Source organism: Nocardia sp. NBC_00511 (assembly GCF_045161165.1).
Taxonomy (GTDB): Bacteria; Actinomycetota; Actinomycetes; order Mycobacteriales; family Mycobacteriaceae; genus Nocardia.
On sequence record NZ_CP107849.1, the window covers coordinates 4967066 to 4988336 of the forward strand.

At 66.1% G+C, this 21271-nt stretch carries 22 protein-coding genes; 10 read left to right on the forward strand and 12 right to left on the reverse strand.

Annotated features, from left to right (window positions below):
- Positions 1-3 precede the first annotated feature (3 nt).
- The 3 genes from OG300_RS23320 to OG300_RS23330 all read right to left on the reverse strand — a co-directional run bounded on the left by OG300_RS23320 (position 4) and on the right by OG300_RS23330 (position 2682).
- Complete coding sequence (locus OG300_RS23320) at positions 4-981, reverse strand: zinc-binding alcohol dehydrogenase family protein (protein WP_405484930.1); 978 nt, start codon at positions 979-981, stop codon at positions 4-6.
- A gap of 110 nt (positions 982-1091) precedes the next feature.
- On the reverse strand, positions 1092-2111 hold the full coding sequence (locus OG300_RS23325; protein ID WP_405484931.1) for a helix-turn-helix domain-containing protein: 1020 nt from the start codon (positions 2109-2111) through the stop codon (positions 1092-1094).
- 76 nt (positions 2112-2187) lie between these two features.
- Complete coding sequence (locus OG300_RS23330) at positions 2188-2682, reverse strand: carboxymuconolactone decarboxylase family protein (protein WP_405484933.1); 495 nt, start codon at positions 2680-2682, stop codon at positions 2188-2190.
- A 470-nt stretch (positions 2683-3152) separates the two neighbouring features.
- Between OG300_RS23330 and OG300_RS23335 the strand changes: the two genes are divergently transcribed.
- Together OG300_RS23335 and OG300_RS23340 are read left to right on the forward strand one after the other, a co-directional pair.
- Positions 3153-5117, forward strand: coding sequence for a phosphatidylinositol-specific phospholipase C (locus OG300_RS23335; RefSeq protein WP_405484935.1), 1965 nt, complete (start codon positions 3153-3155; stop codon positions 5115-5117).
- 75 nt (positions 5118-5192) lie between these two features.
- A protein-coding gene (locus tag OG300_RS23340; RefSeq protein WP_331722933.1) for an IS3 family transposase occupies positions 5193-6337 on the forward strand; the annotation gives its coding sequence in 2 pieces (ribosomal slippage) (positions 5193-5472 and positions 5472-6337; 1146 coding nt in all).
- A 190-nt stretch (positions 6338-6527) separates the two neighbouring features.
- Here OG300_RS23340 and OG300_RS23345 read toward each other — a convergent pair.
- Both OG300_RS23345 and OG300_RS23350 read right to left on the reverse strand, forming a co-directional pair.
- Positions 6528-6740 carry a hypothetical protein gene (locus OG300_RS23345; RefSeq protein WP_405484938.1) on the reverse strand — a complete coding sequence of 71 codons (213 nt, stop codon included), beginning with the start codon at positions 6738-6740 and terminating at the stop codon, positions 6528-6530.
- A 201-nt stretch (positions 6741-6941) separates the two neighbouring features.
- The gene (locus OG300_RS23350; protein WP_405484940.1) at positions 6942-7310 is read right to left on the reverse strand and encodes a hypothetical protein; all 369 of its coding nucleotides are present in this window, start codon (positions 7308-7310) and stop codon (positions 6942-6944) included.
- Between the two features lie 836 nt (positions 7311-8146).
- Here OG300_RS23350 and OG300_RS23355 point away from each other — a divergent pair.
- Together OG300_RS23355 and OG300_RS23360 are read left to right on the forward strand one after the other, a co-directional pair.
- Positions 8147-8701, forward strand: coding sequence for a hypothetical protein (locus OG300_RS23355; protein ID WP_405484941.1), 555 nt, complete (start codon positions 8147-8149; stop codon positions 8699-8701).
- Between the two features lie 96 nt (positions 8702-8797).
- Positions 8798-9073 carry a hypothetical protein gene (locus tag OG300_RS23360; protein ID WP_405484943.1) on the forward strand — a complete coding sequence of 92 codons (276 nt, stop codon included), beginning with the start codon at positions 8798-8800 and terminating at the stop codon, positions 9071-9073.
- Here the strand turns inward: OG300_RS23360 and OG300_RS23365 are convergent.
- Entirely contained in the window at positions 9070-9720 is a 651-nt protein-coding gene (locus OG300_RS23365) for an HAD family hydrolase (RefSeq protein ID WP_405484945.1), read from the reverse strand. The two genes, OG300_RS23360 and OG300_RS23365, sit on opposite strands and share 4 nt — an antisense overlap.
- 77 nt (positions 9721-9797) lie before the next feature.
- Positions 9798-10493: an alpha/beta fold hydrolase gene (locus tag OG300_RS23370; RefSeq protein ID WP_405484947.1), complete on the reverse strand. Its 696-nt coding sequence runs from the start codon at positions 10491-10493 to the stop codon at positions 9798-9800.
- Positions 10494-10628: 135 nt separating this feature from the next.
- Here OG300_RS23370 and OG300_RS23375 point away from each other — a divergent pair, with 135 nt between their 5' ends.
- Complete coding sequence (locus OG300_RS23375) at positions 10629-11156, forward strand: GNAT family N-acetyltransferase (protein ID WP_405484949.1); 528 nt, start codon at positions 10629-10631, stop codon at positions 11154-11156.
- Positions 11157-11368: 212 nt separating this feature from the next.
- Positions 11369-12175 (forward strand): LLM class flavin-dependent oxidoreductase, encoded by an 807-nt coding sequence (locus tag OG300_RS23380; RefSeq protein WP_405484951.1) that lies wholly within the window; start codon positions 11369-11371, stop codon positions 12173-12175.
- Between the two features lie 80 nt (positions 12176-12255).
- Here OG300_RS23380 and OG300_RS23385 read toward each other — a convergent pair whose 3' ends face one another.
- Positions 12256-12942 carry a TetR/AcrR family transcriptional regulator gene (locus tag OG300_RS23385; protein WP_405484953.1) on the reverse strand — a complete coding sequence of 229 codons (687 nt, stop codon included), beginning with the start codon at positions 12940-12942 and terminating at the stop codon, positions 12256-12258.
- A gap of 35 nt (positions 12943-12977) precedes the next feature.
- On the opposite strand from OG300_RS23385, the gene OG300_RS23390 reads away from it, so the two are divergent.
- Complete coding sequence (locus tag OG300_RS23390) at positions 12978-14351, forward strand: FAD-dependent monooxygenase (RefSeq protein ID WP_405484955.1); 1374 nt, start codon at positions 12978-12980, stop codon at positions 14349-14351.
- Positions 14352-14779: 428 nt separating this feature from the next.
- Positions 14780-15145, forward strand: coding sequence for a VOC family protein (locus OG300_RS23395; RefSeq protein ID WP_405484957.1), 366 nt, complete (start codon positions 14780-14782; stop codon positions 15143-15145).
- Between the two features lie 77 nt (positions 15146-15222).
- Here the strand turns inward: OG300_RS23395 and OG300_RS23400 are convergent, their stop codons facing one another.
- A complete protein-coding gene (locus OG300_RS23400) occupies positions 15223-15381 on the reverse strand; it encodes a hypothetical protein (protein WP_405484959.1) in 159 nt (52 codons plus the stop codon).
- A gap of 607 nt (positions 15382-15988) precedes the next feature.
- Here OG300_RS23400 and OG300_RS23405 point away from each other — a divergent pair.
- Positions 15989-16474 (forward strand): TMEM175 family protein, encoded by a 486-nt coding sequence (locus OG300_RS23405; protein WP_405484961.1) that lies wholly within the window; start codon positions 15989-15991, stop codon positions 16472-16474.
- 45 nt (positions 16475-16519) lie between these two features.
- Here OG300_RS23405 and hrpB read toward each other — a convergent pair whose 3' ends face one another.
- Together hrpB and OG300_RS23415 are read right to left on the reverse strand one after the other, a co-directional pair.
- A complete protein-coding gene (gene hrpB / locus OG300_RS23410) occupies positions 16520-18964 on the reverse strand; it encodes an ATP-dependent helicase HrpB (RefSeq protein WP_405484963.1) in 2445 nt (814 codons plus the stop codon).
- Between the two features lie 264 nt (positions 18965-19228).
- Positions 19229-19999, reverse strand: coding sequence for a PP2C family protein-serine/threonine phosphatase (locus tag OG300_RS23415; RefSeq protein WP_405484965.1), 771 nt, complete (start codon positions 19997-19999; stop codon positions 19229-19231).
- A gap of 174 nt (positions 20000-20173) precedes the next feature.
- Here OG300_RS23415 and OG300_RS23420 point away from each other — a divergent pair, with 174 nt between their 5' ends.
- The gene (locus OG300_RS23420; RefSeq protein WP_405484967.1) at positions 20174-20608 is read left to right on the forward strand and encodes a hypothetical protein; all 435 of its coding nucleotides are present in this window, start codon (positions 20174-20176) and stop codon (positions 20606-20608) included.
- Positions 20609-20647: 39 nt separating this feature from the next.
- On the opposite strand, the gene OG300_RS23425 is transcribed toward OG300_RS23420, so the two are convergent.
- The gene (locus tag OG300_RS23425) at positions 20648-21268 is read right to left on the reverse strand and encodes a hypothetical protein (protein WP_405484968.1); all 621 of its coding nucleotides are present in this window, start codon (positions 21266-21268) and stop codon (positions 20648-20650) included.
- Positions 21269-21271 lie beyond the last annotated feature (3 nt).

Consider the following 21271-nt stretch of genomic DNA (forward strand, 5'->3'; position numbering starts at 1 on the left):
TCCTCAGGGATTGACGGTGAGAATCAGCTTGCCGGTGGAGGTCCGGCCCTCCATCAGCCGGTGCGCGTCGGCCGCCTCGGCCAGTGCGAACTCGGCGGTGATCGGCAGCTCGACCTGACCGCTGGTGGTCAGCGCGAACGCCTCGGCGGCGATGTCCTGCAACACCTCCGGCGCGGCGATGCTCAAGCCCAGGATGGAGAAGCCCGATACGGTCCGCCCCTGCGGGAAGAGTTCGGCCGCGCCGACCTGCCAGGCCGCCTCCCCGCCCGCATTGCCGAAGGACACCAGCCGCCCGAATCGCGCCAGCGAATCCAGCCCACGTCGCAGCGTGTCGCCGCCGATGGAATCCAGCACCAGATCCACGCCGCGTCCGCCGGTCGCGGTGCGCACATCCGTGTCGAATGTCGCACTGAGGAACGCGTCGTCGTACCCGTACTTACGCGCGTACTCAGCCTTGGCCGGGCTGGACACCACCCCGTACACCGCGCCCGCCCCGGCGATCTTCGCGATCTGCGCGGCCACCGTGCCGACGCCGCCCGCGGCCGCCTGCACCAGCACCGTCTCACCCTGCCGCAGCCTGCCGACGGTGTTGACCAGCGCGTAGGCGGTCGGCAGCACGGTGGGAAGCGTTGCGGCAGTGCGCAGATCGACGCCCTCGGGCACCGCGAACACCGTCGCCGCGTTCACCACCACCACCTCGGCGTACGCCCCGCCGTCGCTGATCGCCGCCACCGGCTGACCGACGGTGAATCCCTCGACACCCGCGCCGATGGCCCGCACATGCCCGGAAAGCTCCAGCCCCGGCACGAACGGCAGCGCGGGCACCCGGTAGCCGATGGTCCGCGCCTGTAGGTCCGCGAAGTTCACGCCGACGTGAGCGACATCGATGGATACCTGCCCCGCACCGGGTTCCGGCACCTCGACCTCGACCGGCAGCAAAACCTCAGGTCCGCCGTACTCCTGGAACCGAATCGCTCTCATACCAACCAACTCCACTTCCCGGCCGTCCTCGACCGGTCGAACCATTGCCCGCAGACCGGGCCTGTCGCCTTGCAGCCCGCTGCGGCGGGCAGGTATTCCATCGATGTCGGTCAGCCCGCGCGCTTGTCCTCCAGGTCCCTGCGGTAGGCGGCCGGGGTTTGACCGGTCCAGCGGTGGAAGGCGCGGCGCAGGGAGCGGGCGTCGGCGTAGCCGACCCGGGCGGCGACCGACTCGATCGGCAGTTCGGTGCCGCGCAGCAGGTTGTCGACCTGCTCCTGACGCACCCGGTCGAGTTCGTCGCTCCAGGTGCTGTCCATCTCGCAGAGGCGGCGCTGCAGGGTCCGTGAGCTGATCGACAGCCGCCGGGCCACGCTGTCGAGACCGAAGTCGTTGTCCGTCAACGCTTCCGAGATCGCGAGGTGCAGTCGTTCCCGCCAGCCCGCGACCGGACGGGACGTCGACAGCAGCAGTTTGGCGTAGCCGGAGAACACTTCGCCCAGTGCCGGGTCGCCCCCGGTGGGCAGTCGGCCCGCGTCCAGGAAGGTGATTTCGGAGAACGGCATGCCGAAATCGATTCGACTGGTGCCGAATTCGTCGATGAGCTCACGTCGGCGGTGCGTGACGCGATGGGTGAAGGCGACCCGCATCGGGACTATCTCCGCACCGGTGGCCTCGCGGATGCGGCGCAGGATGAGCGAGAGCACGAATTCCTCGACCGGCACGAACACCGGGTCGGACTCCACCGCGACGCCGACCCGCACGGTGAGCAGCGCGCCGTCCTCGAGCACCTCCCACACCACCGTGGGATCGGTGACCGCCGACCGTAGTTCCATCACCGTGCGCAGGCTGTCGGCCAGCGTCGGCCGACTGGTGAACAGGTAGTCCCATACGCCCAGCACCCCGCGCGCGGCCGTGGCGGACGCGCACAGACCCGCGCCGGGGCCTCCGATCGATCCGATCAATTCCCACATGCGCCAGGCCGACTCGATCGGAATCCGCACCTGCTCGTCACCGAGATGCCGCTCGTCGACGCCGACGGCACCGTCGATCTGCCAGCGCGGCGCGCCGAGCCTCGAGGCCGTTCGTTGCAGTACCACGGCCGTGCGCGTGGGGATGGTGCCGTCGATCACCGCCGGAGCATAACGAATATTTCAAACCGTTCGGTTTCGTACCGAACCTCTCAAGCGCGCATACCGGCATCCCGGGTCATGCCGCAGGCCAATCGTTCTCGGTTTGCGCGACCTTGTTGACGTAGTTCGTCAGCGTCTGCAACGCGACCAGTGCGACGATCTCGAGCACCTGCTCCTCGCTCCACCCGGCCGCCAGCACCGCCGCCGGATCGGCCTTACCGCGCGACTCGGTCAGCTCACGCGCGAACGCCACCGCCGCAGCCTCTTTCGGATCCGCCGAGGTGCCCTCCTTGGCGGCCTCCACCTCGGAATCACTGAGCCGAGCCACCCGCTTGCCCGCGAACGTATGCGCCGCCACGCAGTAACCGCAGTCATTGGACGCCCCGACGGTCAACGCGATCCGCTCCGACGTCGGCCCCGGCAGCGAAGCCTTCTTCAACGCACCCATCAGCCCGAGGTAACCCTCCAGCACCGCAGACGAATTCGCCATCACCCTGGTCATATTCGGCACCCGGCCCATACGTCGCTGCACCTCGTCGAACAACGGATGATCCTGCACTGGAGCAAACATGGCATCCCTCTCCACTGAACTTCACGACGGCCCACCGACCGTCGACACAGCTAGACATTAGGGTCGCGCCACACCCTCCCCGGGGGACAATTCACGACAACAACCTGACCGGACGCGCCACGGCATTGTAAATGATCAAATCGCTTGCGCCAGGCAGCAGTTCGTGCCACTCGGGAGACCGTTCACGCCATTCCGAATGGAGGTATTCGCATGCGTCGGCACGATCCGATCGCAGAAGAATCCGACCGCAATGTTTTCTATTTATTCGGCGCATTCGAAATAAACGTGCGTCCAAATCGCTGACGTGGACACCGGACAGCAATACACTCGACGGTGCCTCCGCAAACGCAATGGCAGTCAACATATTCGGGCCGCTCACAGAATTCTCACGGCATGGCCACGCCAGCGGTTCAGCGTTGGGTATTGCGCTCGGTCGCGGTGGCGTGATTACGCATGTCCCGAGGAGAATCATGATGGAGAACATTTCGGAAACCAATGGTGAACAGGTCCAGGGCGTTACACCGTGGCCCTTCATCGGAAGTATGTTTCCGGAAAGCAAGAAATACTCGAAATTCGCACCCGCACTGGCGATGCACGCCGGAAAACTGTGGTGCGCGTTCGTCGACAAGAACGCCGCCGACAATGTGTATTACTCGGTGAGCGACGGTGTCGACGAGGCCGGCCATCCGGCACCGTGGAGCAAACCGCAGTGGATGATCTCGGCCGGGTTGCAGACCCCGACACAGGTCGCGCTGGCCAATGACGATTCCGATGTATTGCACGCCGTCGTCATCGTGACCGCGCAGGGGCACCGGGATCTGGTGCACTACGTCTACGAGGACGAGCTGGAGCGGTGGGCCTGGCGCGGCGGCATGACGATGCACACCAACGCGTATGTGTCCCTGTGCGCCTTCGACAATCAGCTGTTCTGCGCGTTCTCCCCGGAGGGCGGCGGCGACTACATCTCCTACACGATCTGGGATCCGACCGGGGGCTACGCCAGCAACTGGTCGCCGCTGGTCAAGGTCGACGCGCGCTGCTACGGTGCGCCCGCGCTGTACCCGTTGAACGGCGCGCTGCACATGCTCTACCGCGAGTACGGCACCCAGAAGGTGTACGACCTGATCTACAGCGAAGCGAACCGGGGCTGGACACGCGCCGGGACGCAGCCGTCCGACAGCGCCCGCGACACCATCAGCGCCGCGGGCATGGCCGACCAGGCGTACCTGGGCTACCTCAAATCCGATGGCAGCGGCCAGATTCTGGTCAGCACGTTCGCCTACAACAAGTGGTATCAGACCGACAACGACATCGGCGGGCAGTACTCCGGCACCGCTCCGGGCCTGGCGACGCTGGCCAATACCGTCAACTGCGCGTGGTCCGACAAGACCACCGGGGAGCTCAAATGGGCGCAGAAGCCGCTGGGTGGAGTCTTCCCTGACCACTGGATGTCGCAGATCGCCGGGGGCACAAAGCTTTCCGCGCTCACCATCCCCGGCACCCACGACACCTGCACCTACAGCTCCAATCGTCTCTGGGTCAGCACCCAGAACGCGTCGCTGACCTCGCAGCTCGACCACGGGATCCGCTTCCTCGACCTGCGCGCCGGTCTGGACGGCGGGGTCCTGTACATGTACCACGGCGACATCCAGCTCCCCGGGCCGATGCGGCTCGCGGATGTGCTCGGCGAGGTCTACAACTGGCTGGCCGAGCACGCCAAGGAAACCATCGTCGTCTCCATCAAGGAGGACCCGAACCCCGTCAACTCCGACGGCTTCACCTTCGAAGGCTCGGTCCTGAGCCTCATCAACGCGAAACCCGACTACTGGTACACGGCCGACGCCACCCCCACCCTCGACGCCGTACGCCGCAAATGCGTTCTCCTGCGCCGCTATCCGGCAAGGGTCAACCCCGACCAAACCGCGATCGGCATCAACGCCTACGACAACTGGCCCGGCAACGGCACCGCCGGTTTCACCACCCCCGGCGGCGTCCCCTTCTACGTCCAGGACTACTACCACGTAGACGACAGCCTCACCATCCCCAACGCCGCCAACCAGAAATGGACCGCCACCCAAGCGGCCCTCACCGCCGCCAACAACGACAAAACCGACACCACCTGGTACATCAATTTCACCAGCGCCTATTCCGTCCCCTGGGGCTACCCCGGAGCCCTGGCCACCGGCGCCCTCGGCCTACCCGGCTTCGGCACCATCCCCGTAGGCCAAGGCGTCAACAGCAAACTCTACGGCTGGATCCAAAACAGAAAGCCCGCAGTAAGACTCGGCATCTTCGCCATGGATTTCCCCAACCAGCCCTACGTCGACCTCTGCTGGGACATCGTCAAAACCAACACCTTCCTCGGCGACCCGAAGGAAATCGCCTTGGAACGCGCGGGTTTACACCTGAAGAAGCACGCGCGCAGCGCAAGGTGAGAACTCCCGGGACTGCCCCCGGTTTGGTTGACTCCTGACCTGTGAGGACCTCCTCGCAGTGGAAGGATCACCGACATGCCCAAGCCCTATCCCGAGGAGTTCCGCCGCGACGTAGTCGCGGTCGCCCGCAAGGGCGAGATCCCGTTGACCCAGATCGCGAAGGACTTCGGGATCTCGCAAAGCTGCGTGAAGAACTGGGTGAAACAGGCCGACATCGAGGATGGACATCGCCCCGGCGTCACCGGTGATGAGTCGGCCGAGCTTCGCGAGGCCCGCAAACGGATCCGGCAACTCGAACAAGAAGCCGAGGTCATGCGCCGTGCGGTCGCCTACTTCTCGCGCGATGTGAACCCAAAATGATGTACCCGCTGGTCCTGGACCTGGCCGCAGACAAGATTCCTGTCGCGGTGACCTGTCGGGTACTCGGATTCTCCACCCAAGCATTCTTCAAATGGAAGAAGAACCCTGTCTCGCAACGGGATTGGGACGATGCGCATCTGATCAATGCCGCCTACGACATCCATGCCGACGACCCTGCGTTCGGCTACCGGTTCATCGCCGATGAGTTGCCCGCCCGCGGCATCCGCGCGGGTGAGAACCGAGTCGCCAGATTGTGTTCACAGCAACGGATCTGGAGCGTATTCGCCAAGAAACGCGGGGTGAACCGCAAGTCCGGCCCACCGGTCCACGACGACCTCGTCGACCGCAAATTCACCGCCGACGCCCCGGATGCCGTGTGGCTGACCGATATCACCGAGCACGCCACCGGCGAGGGCAAGCTCTATCTGTGCGCGATCAAGGACGTGTTCTCCAACCGGATCGTGGGCTACTCGATCGATTCTCGGATGAAGGCATCGATCGCGGTATCGGCGCTGCATCACGCCGTCGCGTTCCGCTCACCAGACGCGACGGTCGTTCACTCTGACAGGGGCAGTCAGTTTCGTTCCCGAAAGTTCGTGAATGCATTGTCAGTCAACGGTTTACGAGGCTCGATGGGCCGCGTCGGGGCGTGTGGTGACAATGCGGCCATGGAGTCGTTCTTCGCGCTGCTGCAGAAGAATGTCCTCGACCGGCAGCGCTGGGCGACCCGCGCGGAACTGCGGTTGGCGATCGTGGTCTGGATCGAGAAGACCTACCACCGCACTCGTCGGCAACGCCGACTCGGCCGGCTCACCCCGATCGAGTTTGAGACAATAAACCGGCCCGCGCTCGCGGCCTGAACCACTACACCCGCGAGTCAACCAAACTCTGGGCAGTCCCCCCCGATAGGGGCAACACTCCCTGCCGCCACCCGACCATGGGATCGGGTTCCACTGCCACGACCGCCACACCTCGATCAAGGCCGTGGATCCCGATCCCCTAATTCTTCTGGCGTGTAGCCCTATTCATGTCCCGATCGGCCCGGACCCCTCAGTCGTCGACGGTCAAAGCCAGCCGCGCGAGATGCGTGTTCGAGATCAGAACGAAGTCATCCCAGACGTTCGCGTAGTAACCCTCCGGTTGAGTCCAAACCCGGGCAACCAATCGTGTTGTCCCGACCAGTCTTTCGATGTCATCGACGAACGTGCCGACGTGCGCCTCCAACGCCGCGTCATGCGCTGGCGGCCCGCCCGGCGGATCCATCCGCCGAACCACCGAATACAGTTCCTGCCGCCAGCCTCGTAACGGGATTGGCGAGATGTGCCAAATCGGGTCGGATATCACCCGCCGAGCCGAACAACGTCGACCATCCCGCCCGACAACACAATCGCCAATCCTGGGCAGCTGCCCCATCGATCCATCGCAGGGGTGGTAGTACCTCGATGTCGGCAGTTCCGATCGGTATCAACTCGCCGTTCCGCTATCCATGGCGACAACGCGGCGGGAGCTTTCCGCCCCCGCGTCATCCTCACGGTGAACCGTGTGCCGCAGCCTCTCGCCGAGGCAGTAGACGTCGGTGTGGGTAGCGAGAACCTGGATGTCTCGCTCATCGAGATGCACAGCGCTGGGCAGGAACACGGCGTCCGCATCCTCGCGGATCAGTCGGCTGATCATGCGAATGTAATTGGCCTCGGCTCGGAGGTCGGCGTAGAAGGTTGCTATCCAAGAGAACCCGAGCTGCGTCGCCTCTCGTTCCATTTCATTGGCATGCCGACTGACGTTCTCACCGGATTCGGGGCGCAGGATGAAGCCGATCGCCCGCCGCATGGTCATCGAACCTCCAAGTCGAGCACCGCGCGGCCGTGACGGGTGGTTGCGAATCGTGCGCCACGGGCAGTCAACGACCAAACGTCGCGCCGCAGACCGGTACCGCTGACAGCAAGCCCACGCCGGGCGAGCGATCTGACGTTGGCTCGCGCGCAGTCGCTGGACACTTGTGCGCTACAGGCGATTTGGTTGACAGTGAGACACCCACCCGATGTGAGAGCTCGCACTATCTGCGCTTCCACCCTGGTCACGGTTCACCTCTCCCGAACTCACGCCGGTTGCCGCGTTCCGGACAAGCCGCCGCCGATCGGAGCGTTGGGCACGAACGCGAGTTCGACGGCGGCCAGCTGCCCGTGGGGCAAAGCTCCCAAAATCGGGTGCCATCACTACGGTCTCACCGATTGATGTCCCAAAACAGGCCATCTGATAGGACATCGTGCGGCCATTTTGTGGCCTATCAAGGACATTCACGTCCCGCCGGAGTTAATCTGGTTGTTGTGACCCCCCACGAAAATGCGTTGCGGGCAGCCCGGGTCGGGCTCGGGTACAACTCGCAGGCCGCACTGGCGGAAGCCCTGACCAAGGCAGCACGTGAGGTCGGACTGCGAATTGCGATCAGCCCAAGAACTGTGCGGCGCTGGGAATCTGACACACCACCCTTTCCACAACCGGAGCACGTTCAGGTGCTGGAGGACTTCTTCCAACGGCCAGTCAGTGAGCTCGGCTTCAGTTCCGCACGCAGATCCGGCGGTGAGCAGTCGCATCGTGTGCAGTCGAGCAGCCGTCGAGAGACTTGGGCGTCAAGACATGCGGGAGCAGGGGTAGGCGAGCTACCTCCTTCTGTGGCATTCGATTTCGCGTCGTCGACCGCGGCCTACCGACGGATGTACTGGTCCGTTCCCGCTGTTCGACTTCAGCGGTTGGTGGCCGAGCACGCAGGGCTGGGTTGGGATCTCCTGCCCCAGCTGCCCGGCGCGTCGAGAACGGTGATGGCACGCGCTGTTGCGGAGTCGAGCCTGTTGGCCGGACGTCTGGAGTTCTTCGACCTACAACAACCCGACTTGGCGAAGCCGAGCCTCGTTCTCTCGCTGCAGGCAGCAGGCATGGCCGATGATGCACTGCTGGGCGCTGCGGCGCTGGCGCACATGGCATTTGCCCCCGCATTCTCATTCGAAGGCGACCCAGAGCGCGCGGAGGATGCTCGCGACAAGATCCGCGGAGCATGGACATTCGCGCGTCGCGGAAACGCGAATGGGGAGATGATGGCCTGGCTCGATGCGGTCGAGGCGGAGGTGGAAACCCGACTCGGCGATACCCGCCGTGCCCTCCAACTACTCGACCATGCCGAAGCCGCCTATCGAGACCATGACGCGGAGCAGGACCCGAGCCCCGCATGATTGGACTGGTTCTCGCCCGCCCGGCTCGCCGGATTCAAGGGGAACACCCAAATCGCGGCTGGGCAGGGCGCAGCCGCACGCGAAACTCTGCTAGGCGTGCTGGCCGATCTGCCCGCCGAGGCGATCAAGCAACGTGCTGTTGTGCTCGCGGATCTGGCGGCAGCCGCAGTGCTGGAGCGTGAGCCGGAACCCGCGTGCGGCTATCTGGATGAAGCCTTGAAGCTGCTCGGCCAGCACTGGTACGCCACGGCGATGGTCAGAGTGAAAGCGGTCAGACAGAAACTCCGCGACTGGGATTCACTTCCCACAGTTCGTGCACTCGACGACCAACTCTACAACTGGCACACCATGATCAAGTCGCTTACCGTCTAATTGCTCACTGCGACAACGATTTCAGACAACTCGTTGAGGTCGTGGATCTTCCAATCGGACAGCTCCGCGACCTCCGGTTTGTCGCGCTGAATCCATCCCCAGGGTCCTCGTTGGATGTACGCGGTCCGCATCCCGACTGCTTTCGCCGGGGCTATGTCGTTTTCGATCCGATCACCGACATAGACGATCTCGCCAGCCGCACAGGGCGCGACTTCGACCACCTTCTCGAAGAACAAGGTGGACGGCTTCTCGACACCCCAATCGTCCGACGTGGCGATGAAGTCGGCCGGAAGGTCGAGACCTCGCAGGATTCGACCTGATCGGACCGTCTGATTTCCGACGATCCCGACCCACACACCCATGTCACGCAACTTCGAAAGTGCCGGTCGCACATCCGAATACAGGTCTTCCTCACCGTAGGTCTCCGGCAGCCCGGCGTTGGCTCGTGCCTCACGCTGTTCAGCCAGGTCGAATCCGGGCTGGAAGATCTGAAAGGTCTCGCGGTAGTCCTTACCCGAGGCGATCACGGCGCCGAACACCGAAACGAACGTATGCCGCGGCACCCCGAGCCAATCCGCCCAGGTCCCGTATTCGCGCGTCTCGTCGACGAGCGTCTCCCCAACGTCGAACACAACTGCCCTGATCATGCGGCCCACGGTACCGTCCGCCGCTTGCCTGACCTGCCTTGGAGCCATCGGCATGGACATCTGACAACGTGTCGTCGTTATCGGTCGTCGGAAGAACCTGTCGGAGTGGGGATGGTGGACAGAAGGAGGTTGAGGAAGAGGTCGGGGCCGTCGGCGAGGACGTTGTGGCGGGCGGCCAGTTCGTGGACGTGCCAGGTCGGATCTGCTTGTAGGCGTTGGAATGTGGGGGTGAAGGGGCTGTTGTCGAATTGGGCGGCGTAGGCGTAGTCGCGGCGGCGGAAGGTGTGGTCGGGGCCGGTTAGGGTGAGGCGTTGGATCATCGCGGCGAGGGGGTGGGGAGTGGCGCGGGGGTCGAAGAATGGGAGGGGGGCGATGCCGATTCCGTCGGTGGAGGCTCCGTCGATGTACCAGGCGCGTTGGTCGTCGTTGGTGAGGTTCCAGGCGGCGTCGCCGTTGCCGGGGACGAAGGCATCGACATACATCAGTGCGTCGATGCGGTTGGGGGCTCGGTCGGCTACGCCGGACACGACCATGCCCGCGTAGCTGTGGCCGACCAGGATGACGTTCTCCAGGCGCTCGTTCTCGAGCAGTGCGAGCACGTCGCGGATGTGGGTCTCCAGATTCACCGAGGCGCCGAGCAGGTGCGCCCGGTCCCCCAGCCCGGTGAGCGTCACCGCGTAGGCGGTGTGCCCCAGTTCGCGTAGCCGCTGCGCCACCGGCTCGAACCACCAACCACCGTGGCATGCGCCAGGAATCAGAACAAAGGTGCTCATCGTGGCCCTTCTCTCGACCGGATACGGCTACCGCTGATCTGGATCATCGCAATCCGATCGATGAGCCCAGAAGGTGTTGCGATACTTCTCACTCACTCATCCCGAACGCCGCGAACACCTCGATAGGGTGGGATTGTGCCCGACCTGATCGCGCCCTCCACGCATTTGCACACAGCATGGCTCGAGGCCCACACCGAATGGGGTCCGGGCTTGCACGAGGACGGTTTCGGCCTCCTGACAACCGACGAGGTCCACTCGCCCACCGGTTTCGCCGCCTGGGTCGCACGCCTGGCCGACAAGACCGATCGCGGAACCCGGCACCGCTGGATTGTCCAGGGAGACAGGGTTCTCGGCGGAATCGCGCTCCGCCACGGATCCGGCGAATCCGTGCTGCGCCTCGGGCACATCGGCTTCGGCATCCGGCCGAGCGCCCGCAGACAGGGCATCGGCACCTGGGCATTGGGCGAGATGCTCAGCGAAGCAAAAGATCTGGACATGAACCGTGTTCTGCTCGTCTGCGCCGCGGACAATGTCGCCTCGGCCAGCACGATCGAGCGCAACGGTGGAATCCTCGAAGCAATTCAGGACACAGAACACGGTCCGGCACGGCGCTATTGGATCTCCCTCGGCGGCAATCTGACTGTCGAGAGCACTACCACCTGACATTCAGCCACTTGGTCTGCCGTGCACGTCGATGGCTCGAGAACCGAGGGAGGAATAGGCGAGGTGAAGGGCTTCACTGACACGATCTCGCCGCGGCCGATGAATTTCGCGCGGACCCGTCGTCCAAGTCTCCGGATACCGAACGAGATCATCGGGTACTTCCATCAGGTGCAGCTGTCGAATGATCTCGCCATCGTCGAGAGGATTCAGGCATGACCAGACCGCTTCGCTTCGGAGTTGTTGCCCCGCTCATGACCGACGTGCCGGACTGGCGGGATCGGGCACGACGCATCGGCGACCTCGGGTACTCGACGCTGCTGGTGCCCGACTTCCCGCTGACGCAGCCCGCACCCGCGCCGATGCTCGCGACCGTCGCGGCTCTCACCGACCTGCGAGTGGGCACGTGGGTGTACGCGTCGCCGCTGCGCCCGGCGTGGTTGACGGCGTGGGAAGCGCATTCGCTGTCGCTGTTGACGGGTGGACGGTTCGAGATGGGGATCGGTACCGGCAGGCCGGGCATCGAGGACGAGTTGCGCGAGAAGGGAGTTTCCGAGGTGCCACCGCCCCGCGAGCGACTGACGCAGATTCGCGAAACCGTCACGCGGCTACGGGAACTCGACGGCCCGGACCTGCATACGCCGGTGGGGATGGCCGTACTCGGTCCGAAGGCCCGGGCATTGGCCGCCGAGGTCGCGGATCCGGTCACCTTCGTTCTCGGCGATCATCCTCGGGACGAAGTCGCAAGGATGGCAAGCGATTTCCGTGCTGTCGCGGATGTCGAACTCGCGCTCGCGGTGCCGGTGATCGGTGACACCGTGGCAGCGCACATGGCCCACCCGGCCACCGACACCGCCGCCCTCCACAAGGCCGACGCGATGACCGTGCTTCCGGCCAATCCGGCAGCCGCCGCCGAGGAAATTCAGCGGCGACACGAGGAAATGGGCTTCTCCTACTTCATCTTCGGCGCCGACTTCGCCGAGAAATTCGCCCCGGTCGTCGCCGAGCTGGCCGGACGCTAGCCCGCCGATCCTGGTTCGTCCATGGCACCGCTGATCACCGCTGCGACCGAATAGCGTTCGGCTCAACGGAAGCTCGGCGCTCACTTCCCCGCCGGGTGGGAGTCCCCGATCCCGGTGATGATGCGACGGAGGCCGTTCGAAAACTGTTCTGCCGCACTGAGATCGACGGATTCGGCGAAGCGGGCAACCTGAGGATAGGCGCCACTGGCGATGACCTTGCTGAGGTACGGGGCGACGGTTGCGCGCCACTGGGCCTCGGTCTGGCCGGTGCGGCGCTGGGTCTCCTTCTCGGCGAGTTCGCGCATGACCGCGCCACGGACGTAGTCCCTGATCAGTCCGACGGCCGCGGCGGCGTCGGCGATATCGGAGGTGAGCGGGGTGGCAGCGGTCAGCGCGTGTTCGAGGCCGCGCAGCCAGTTGGGGCCGAGCAATGGACGGGTCGCCAGCAGCGGGGCCAGCCACGGATGCCGCAGCCACAGTTCGCGTTCGTGGTGGGCGTAGGCCTCGAGGTCTGTGCGCCACACTCCGGTCAGTGGCACCTGGTTTTCGTGTACCGCGTCGGCCATCAGGTCGAGCAGGTCGTCGCGGCTGTCCACATAGCGGTAGAGGGTGGTCGTGCCGGTCGACAGCTCGGTGGCGACGCGTCGCATCGACAATGCGTCCAGGCCCTCGGTGTCGGCGATGGCGATGGACGCGTCCACGATGCGTTCCACACTCAAGGCCTGGCTTTTCGGCCGGTAGGGGTCACGGTCCCAGATCAGCGACATGGCGAGGAGTCTACAGAACTGGGTACAGTGTGCCCATGAACGGGAACACTGTACCCACAGATGTTTTGATCGTCGGGGGAGGATCCGTCGGGCTGATGCTCGCGGTGCTGTTGCGTCACCACGGTGTCGAACCCCTCGTCATCGAGGAGAAGCCGGAGCTCTCGCCCCACCCCAGAGCCACCGGCATCGGGTCGCGGACGGTGGAGATCCTGCGCGAGGTCGGCTTGGCGCAAGCGGTCAACGAGGCCGCGGTCGACCTGCGGGCGGGCAAGATCAGAGCCCGTACCCTCGCCGAGGCCGACTTCACCGAATCCGAGGAGTGGAAGACGACCCGCGCCATCGAGCCCACCTACACACCGGCCCGGCTCCGCGGCACCTGCGCACAGAACCGGCTCGATCGCGTAACCATCACCAGGGCAGGCGATGTCGAGTTCGGCGTCGCCCTCGATTCGTTCGAGCAAGATAGCGACGGCGTCACCGCGACGTTGTCCGACGGGCGGGTCGTGCGAGCGCGCTATCTGGTGGCGGCCGACGGTGTGCGCAGCCGGGTTCGGCAAGTCCTGGGTGTCGGCGTCACCGGGCCCGGCGTAATGGGCAGGGAGACAACGAGTGTCCTGTTCGACGCCGATCTGCGTCCACGCGAGCCGTTCGCCATGTGCAATATCGAGCATCCGGACGCGACCGGTCTGCTGGTGACCGTCGACGGCGAACGCGAATGGGTGTTCCTCACCGCCGCCGACACCCGACCGACCCCCGACCTCCTCCGCACCGCACTCGGTGACCCGTCGATCGAGGTGCGGATACGCAGCGTGCTCACGTTCCGAGGACGCGGCCAAGTAGCCGATCGACTGTCCGTGGGACGAGTCTTCCTGGTCGGCGACGCGGCCCACGCCATTCCCCCACTGGGCGCGTTCGGACTCAACACCGGTATCGCCGACGCACACAATCTGGCCTGGAAGCTCGCGCACGTATTGCGCGGTGCGGCCGAACCCGAACTGCTGGAGAGCTATCACACCGAACGCCACCCCGTCGCCCTCATGACAATGGAACAGGCCCGCTTGCGGTTCAACGATCCAACCCTGCACTGGGGCAAGGACATGGCGGACGCGCGCCGGGCCGCAGGGGCGATCAACGCACCGGTAGTACACCTGGGCTACCGCTACGGCGGCGCGGAGCTCCCCTCCACCGAGGATGTCGCCCTAGACCTCGACGGGTCACCGGGATCCCGCCTGCCGCACCTGTGGGTTGCCGACGGAGTATCCACGCTGGATCTCGTGAAGTCCCAATGGTGCGTCCTCACAGCCGATCCCGGCGTTGCAGCCGATGTTCCGGTGCACTTCGTGGACGGCTGGCCCTACGGGACAGTGCTGGTGCGTCCCGACGGTTTCATCAGCCGCTCGTACAGCTAGCGCAACCATGGAACGGCTCATGCCCAGTTACACAGAAGGAAAATGAAGTAATCGTGTTTCAGAGAGTGGATGCAGGCGTATTGTCCGACCGACAAGTTGTCTCGAACGTAGGTGGTCAAATGGTCCGGGTGTCACTGAAACTGGCTGCGGCAGTGCTGGTTTCGACCGGGATTGCGCTCTCGATCCCGGGTACCGCAGTGGCGAGCTCATCACCACAGGTTGGTTCGGTCGCGAATACCGGGAGTTTCGAGCAGGCCGTGGCGGACCAGGGTTCCATTGTCGGCGAGCTGGCGTGGATGGTGTGCCTACTCGCCGGTGGGCAGACGCACATGGGGATGGGCGGACCACTCGTGTGCACGGGTGGGCTGACGGGATCGCTCTAGACCCCGCACCGATTCGCGGTGAAGGTTCACCCTTAGGGTGGACCGATGGCAGTGGTCAGAGAGGTTCAGGTCACCTTCGATTGCGTAGAACCTGAACGCGTTGCTCAATTCTGGTCCGAGGTGCTGGGGTACGAGCACAAGGGCACGGCATGCGTCGATCCCTCCGGCGTGGGACCGCGGTTGTATTTCCAGCGGGTCCCCGAGGAGAAGCAGGTCAAGAACCGAGTGCACATCGACGTCCGAGTCGGCACCGGCCTCGTCGGCGATGAGCGGGTCGCGGCCCTCGAGGCCGAATGCACCCGACTGACCGCACTCGGCGCGACCCGCGTGCACCTACTGCGCGCCGACGGAGTCAACGAGTCCTGCCTGGTGATGCAGGACATCGAAGGCAACGAGTTCTGCCTCGACTGAAGCCGAAGCCCAACGGGCCGAGACCATCTCGGCCCGCCGATAGGCCGGTACCGACCGGCCGGTGCCTACCTTCTCGTCTAGATGCGCTCGTCGAGCAACGTGGCAACGAGAGCACCGCCGAGAAGCCCTGCCGCAGTTGCCAGGGACCAGGCCTTGCTGGTCATCGTCGGCGGTAATTCGCTGCGATTGCGCGTGATCGCAGCGAGTTCCACAGCTTCGATCGCGGTGCCGATCACGAACCAGTGGCGAATGGGCTTACCGGTGGACAGAGCCCAGAGCGTACCGACGCCGAGAACGGCATCGCGGACCGCGAATGCGGGACGTAGCACTGTCGCGGAACCGGCCCCGGTCGGGCCTACCCAAGTGTCCGCGACGGAGGGGCTGGCGAGGGCACCGATTCCGATTGCGGTTCGCGTTGCCGCGTGCGACCACGCGGTGGCCCGGACCAGCGGCTGCACTCGCTGTCGAAGATTTCGGTAACTGTTAATCGCCACTCCCCATGCCGCAACATCTACTACAAACCATAGTAGAGTATCGCGCCCATCGGCGGAGCGGAACGAAGGCGGCAAGAAATAGCAACTGCCACAAGTCATCTCAGGACAGCGCCAGAGACGGGTAGGCGTCAATCGTCCGCTCATCCCGCGACCCGCGCGTTCGGCCAGATGACGATCCTTGGTGCGCGTTCACGTCGACCAACAGCCCGGCGGTGGTGGGAGAAGGGACTGCCGTCTGAGCCCGCACTGCCTCGGATTGGCTTTGCGGACAGGGTCGAACGGGCTTTCGGCTGGACTGCGCGGCGCGGCTGGACTCGCGGAGCGGAGTGGTTCTCGTAGAGTCCTGACAATGACCGACGCGTCGACCGAGGAAGTCCCCGTTCGGCCGCTGAACGCTTCCAGGGTGGAAGCGTTCAGTGATGGCGTCATGGCAATCGCGATCACCCTGCTGGTAATCGATATCCGGCTGCCGGAGAGCCAGGGCGACCTGCTGAAGCAGCTGCTGGGGCTGTGGCCGAGTTACCTGGCATATTTGGGATCCTTCGGCACCATCGGGGTTATCTGGCTGTCTCACCACGCTTTCTTCGCCCGTATCCGACAGGTGAATGGGCTGCTCCAGGTCGGGAATCTGCTGGTGCTGAAGCCTGGCTATCCGGTCGACGTCGTACGGGGCGAGACTCGTCAGGCAATCGTGGCATTCGTGGCACTCGCCGCCATCGCGGCGATAGGGCTGGTTGTGCCCATCGCTGCGCTGATCCTCTACCTGGTCTCGGTGGTGGGCTACGCCTTACCCGCGTTGGCTTGGCCGAGCCGCCTACGCGGGCAGGCGAACTGATCTCCCTTCGCGAGGGCTCCTGATACCGCGCCTCCTCGGCGGAGGTCAGGCGCGGCGGGGGTTTCGGGCGGTGCCGCGGTGGGCGGGGACGGTGGTGGGGTCTTCGGGCCAGGCGTGTTTGGGGTAGCGGCCGCGGAGGTCGGAGCGGACTTGGGGCCAGCCGGTGCGCCAGAAGGAGGGGAGGTCGGCGGTTACGGCTACCGGATGCTGGGCGGGTGAGAGTAGGTGCAGGACTGGGGTTATGCGGCCGGAGGCCAGGCGGGGGGTCTCGGTCCAGCCGAAGATCTCCTGGACCTTCACCGCGAGGATCGGGGGGTCGGTGGTGTAGTCGAGGCGGATTCGGCTGCCGGAGGGGACTTCCAGGCGTTCGGGGGCCAGTTCGTCCAGGCGGGCTGCTTCGGGCCAGGGTAGGAGGCGCCGGAGGGCTTGGCCCGCGTCTATGCGCTCGAGGTCGGTGCGGCGGCGGGCGATGGAAAGTTCGGGGGCCAGCCAGGTTTCGGCGGTTTCGAGGAGGGTTTCGTCGTTGACGGCGGGCCAGGGGGCGCCGAGGGTGCGGTGTAGGAAGTCGAGGCGGGTGCGCAGGCTGCGGGCGTCGTCGGTCCAGCGCAGCAGGTCCAGGCCCTCGGTGCGCAGGCCGGTCAGGAGGGCTCGGGTGCGCAAGGCGGGGTCGGGGTTGGGTAACGGGCGCTCCGACAACGTGATCGCGCCCAGCCGCTGCACCGAACGGGCCACCAGGGTGCCGTTGCTCCAGTCGACTTCGTCGGCTCGTTCCAGGAGGTTCGCGGCGGCGCGGCGGGCTAGTTGCTCATCGGCCTTGGCGGCCAAGCGGATTCGGCCCTCGGCCTGGCCGGGGTCGCGGGCGGCGACGGCGATGGCCAGCCATTCGGCGTCTGTCAGGCCGCTGCCGGGGGGCAGCATCACCGCGGTGCCGCCCGCCATCAGGTAGCTGGTGGATCCGGGGGATCTACGGCGGGCCAGCCGTTCCGGATAAGCCAGTGCCGCAACAAGAGCGGGGTCGTCGCCGGAGCCGCCGCCGGGAACCAGGCGCGCCAGGCGCTCGGCCTCACGTGACCAGCGAGTGGGGCGCTCGGCTCGCAGGCTCCGCAGGGCGGACACGAGGTCCACACCGGAGGCGAGCGAATCGTCGTCGAGCAGGGCCACCACTTCGGCGGCCGACCGGGATCCGACCTCGGCCGCGCCGTCGAGCAGGGCCCGGGCCAGGCGCGGATGCAGCCCGACCGCCGCCATGGCGCGACCCCGATCAGTCACGGCCCCTTCGTCATTCACCGCGTCCAGTGCGCGCAGCACCGCCCGCCCGGCCGCGAGACCACCGGCGGGCGGCGGATCCCACCACGCCAGAGCCTCGCCGTCGGCGGTGCCCCAGCAGGCCAGTTCCAGTGCCAGCCGGGTCAGATCGGCGGTGCGGATCTCCGGTTCGGGATACGCGGGGAGGGTGCCGTGCTCGTACTCCGGCCAGCAGCGCCAGGCCCAGCCGGGCGCTTCACGGCCCGCTCGCCCGGCCCGCTGTTCGGCGACGGCGGCCGAAACCCGCACCGTGGCAAGGCCGGACAGTCCACGACGGTGATCGATGCGCGGCACCCGCGCCAAGCCGGAATCCACCACCGCCCGGACACCGGGCACGGTCAGGCTGGATTCCGCGACGGCCGTGGACAGTACGACACGACGCCGGGTGCCGGGCCGCAGCGCGGCGTCCTGGGCGGCCGCCGCCAACCGGCCGTGCAGCGGAATCACATCCACCCCCGGCACATTCGACAGCTGCTCGGCGGTGCGCCGGATCTCCGCCGCACCGGGCAGGAAAACCAGCACGTCACCGTCGCTGTCCCGCAACGCGATTCGGGTCGCCCGCGCCACGTGGGCTTCGATCCGCTCGCGGGCCGCGGCGGGCACATAGGCCATCTCGACCGGATAGGCGCGGCCCCGGACCTCCAGGACCGGCGCGGCCGAGCTCTCGCCGCCCAGCAAGACCGAAAGTCGATCCGCCGCAACGGTTGCCGAGGTGGCCAGCACCCGCAGGTCCGGCCGCAACCCGGCGCGGGCATCCAGTAGCAGCGCCAGCAGCAGGTCCGCGTCGAGGTGCCGCTCATGGCACTCGTCGAGGACCACCACGTCGACTCCGGACAGTTCCGGGTCGTTCTGCAACCGCCGCACCAACAGTCCGGAAGTGACGACCTCGATTCGAGTGCGCGGTCCGCCCTTGCGATCACCGCGCACCGCGTAGCCGACGGTCTCGCCGACCCGCTCCCCCAGCAGCGCCGCCATGCGCCCGGCCGCCGCCCGCGCGGCCAGCCGCCGCGGTTCCGCCACCACGATCCGGCCCGACGTGCTCGCCGCCAGCGCGAGCGGCACCAGCGTCGTCTTACCGGTACCCGGCGGCGCGACCAGCACGGCGGTACCGCGCGCGTGCAGCGTCCGCGCGATCTCGTCGAGGGCCGCGCGCACTGGCAGATCGGGAAGTTCGGGCAGTTTCATCGACGACAAGTCTGCCGCGCGCAGCGCACATGGCCTCGACGACCCCACGCATCACCCCCGCCGGACACAACCCATCGCGCCCCGTGGACTCCGAGTACCGCTGGTCTTCAGACGCCGTGCGCCCTGTCGTCGGACCCCGTGAGCCTTGGTCGTAGGACCCCGCGTCCTGATCCTCAGGCTCTGCGCACCCTGTCATCGGACGCTGCGCGCCTTAGTCGTGGGGCTCCGCGCACTCTGGTCGCCAGACTCCGCGCACTCTCGTCGTCAGACGCCGCGCACCGCGTGGGCGTCGACCACCAGTGCCGAAGTGTTGTCCCTGCCGCCAGTCGCCAGTGCGGCAGTCACCAATTCCTCGGCGGCGTGCCCGGCCGAACCCTCGGCGGCGAGAATCGCTTTGATCTCGGGCATCTCCAGCCGCTTGCCCACGCCGTCCGAGCACAGCAGCAGTCGACCGTCGCTGGAACCGGTCGCGGCCACACCGATGTCGTCCGGATTCACCGTCCGCGCAGAGGTCGTCACCAGATGCGCCATGCCGGGCAGGGGTTCGTGGCCGCGGGCCCGGAAGTATTCCGACACTGTGTGGTCGGTGGTGATCAGCTGCAGTGCCCGGCCGTTCCACCGGTAGGCCCGGCAATCCCCGACCCAGGCGATGTCGACGGGCCCGTCCGGCTGTCCGGCCGCGGGCAGCACGGCGACCACGAGCACACTGTCGGCGGCGGCTTCCGGGAGCTCGCGCAACAATTCTCGTTGCGCGGCAAGGATTCCCTCCTTGGCCCCGGCGAACACCGCTACTCGGGCCGCGGTGCGGGCCACCAGTCGCGCGGCCCGCGCGGCGGCCAGATGGTCGCCCACCCCGTCGGCGACCACGAAGGCCGCGCGTCCGGTGCGCTCGTCGGTGAAGGTGGCCACGGCGTCGGCATTGATCTCGCGCAGTCCGACCCGGCTCACCGCCGCCCCCGCCACGGCCCCCAACCGCGGCCCCTGGTCCATCCCGGTGGACATGGGGTCTACGAGCTCGAAAGCAGAGGTGTACATGGGCCCTCCTGGGACTCAGCGGCACGGGTGCTGCGCGTCAGCACTCCTCTATTCAACGTCGGAAACCCGTGCAACTGCACCCGCTTAACCTGTGCAAATGCTGTGTTTCCCGAGGACAGCGGCAATGTGACAGACTGTCCCAGACAAACGTATCCCGGACCGTCAGGAGCGACAATGGGCAATAGGAAGCGCAAGCGGCAGGCGAGCCAGGCACTGGTCGCGGGACAGACCCCCAAGCATCCGGTGGTGATCACCGCCCGCACTCCCGACAGCAAGCTGGCCCGGATCTTCGGTCTCGGCTTGGCCGGATCGGGCGCGGCGCACTTCACCGCACCGCAGGCCTTCGACCCGCTGACCAAGCAGGCGTTCCCGCGCTCCACCCGAAACTGGACCTACAGCAACGGATTCACCGAACTGCTGCTCGGCCTGGCCATCTTCTTCCGCCGCACCCGCGCCCTCGGTGTGATCGGACTGCTCGCCTACGTCGGATTCCTCGGCAGCCGCCTGGCAGGTAGCCGGTCGTCGGCGAAGGCCGGTGCGCACCGCCGCTCCGACGTGGTCACCGAGACCGAAACACCGAGCGGCACCGAGGCGTTCAGCGCTCCGTAGCGTCCTACCCGGGCGGGCTGCCGATGAGGGGCAGCTCGCCTACTTCAACGGCAGGGCCGCATTGGTCCCGCCGACATCGGTGACCTTCCAGTCCGAGTTCTTGTCGACGGTGATGCTGTAGGTGACGGTGGTCTGCACGGTGTCCGGGTTCTGCGCGTTGGTGGTGGTGAGGTTGAGGAACACGTCCACCTTGTAGCTGCTGCCCGACACCGAGTCGACCTTGGCCGCGATGGGGGTGGCGGTCGACATCCACTTCAGCGGGACCACCAGCTGCTGCAACTTCGACGCGGTGGCGTCGTAGGTATTGGCCAACTGCGGAACGGTATTGGTCTTCAGCTTCGCCACCCACGAGTTGAAGTCCTGATAGTTGATGGTGGCGGTGCCGACCGCGTAATCGGTGGCGACCTGTTCGGCGTGCTTGTCGTCGGCGGCGGCCGCGTCCCGGTCGGCGAGGCTGCCGTGCGACATCCAGAGCAGCACGCCCAGCGTCGCGGACACCAGCACGGCGACCACCGCGACGGCCGCGGCGATCAGGGTGGAGGCGGGCAACGAGACGGTCACTGCCTGGCGCTCGGGCCTGCGCTTCGAATCCCGGACTGCCACAACGGTTTCGGCGTTCTCCTCCGGGGTGATCTCTTCGGTCTTCTCGAGGGTGGTCATGGC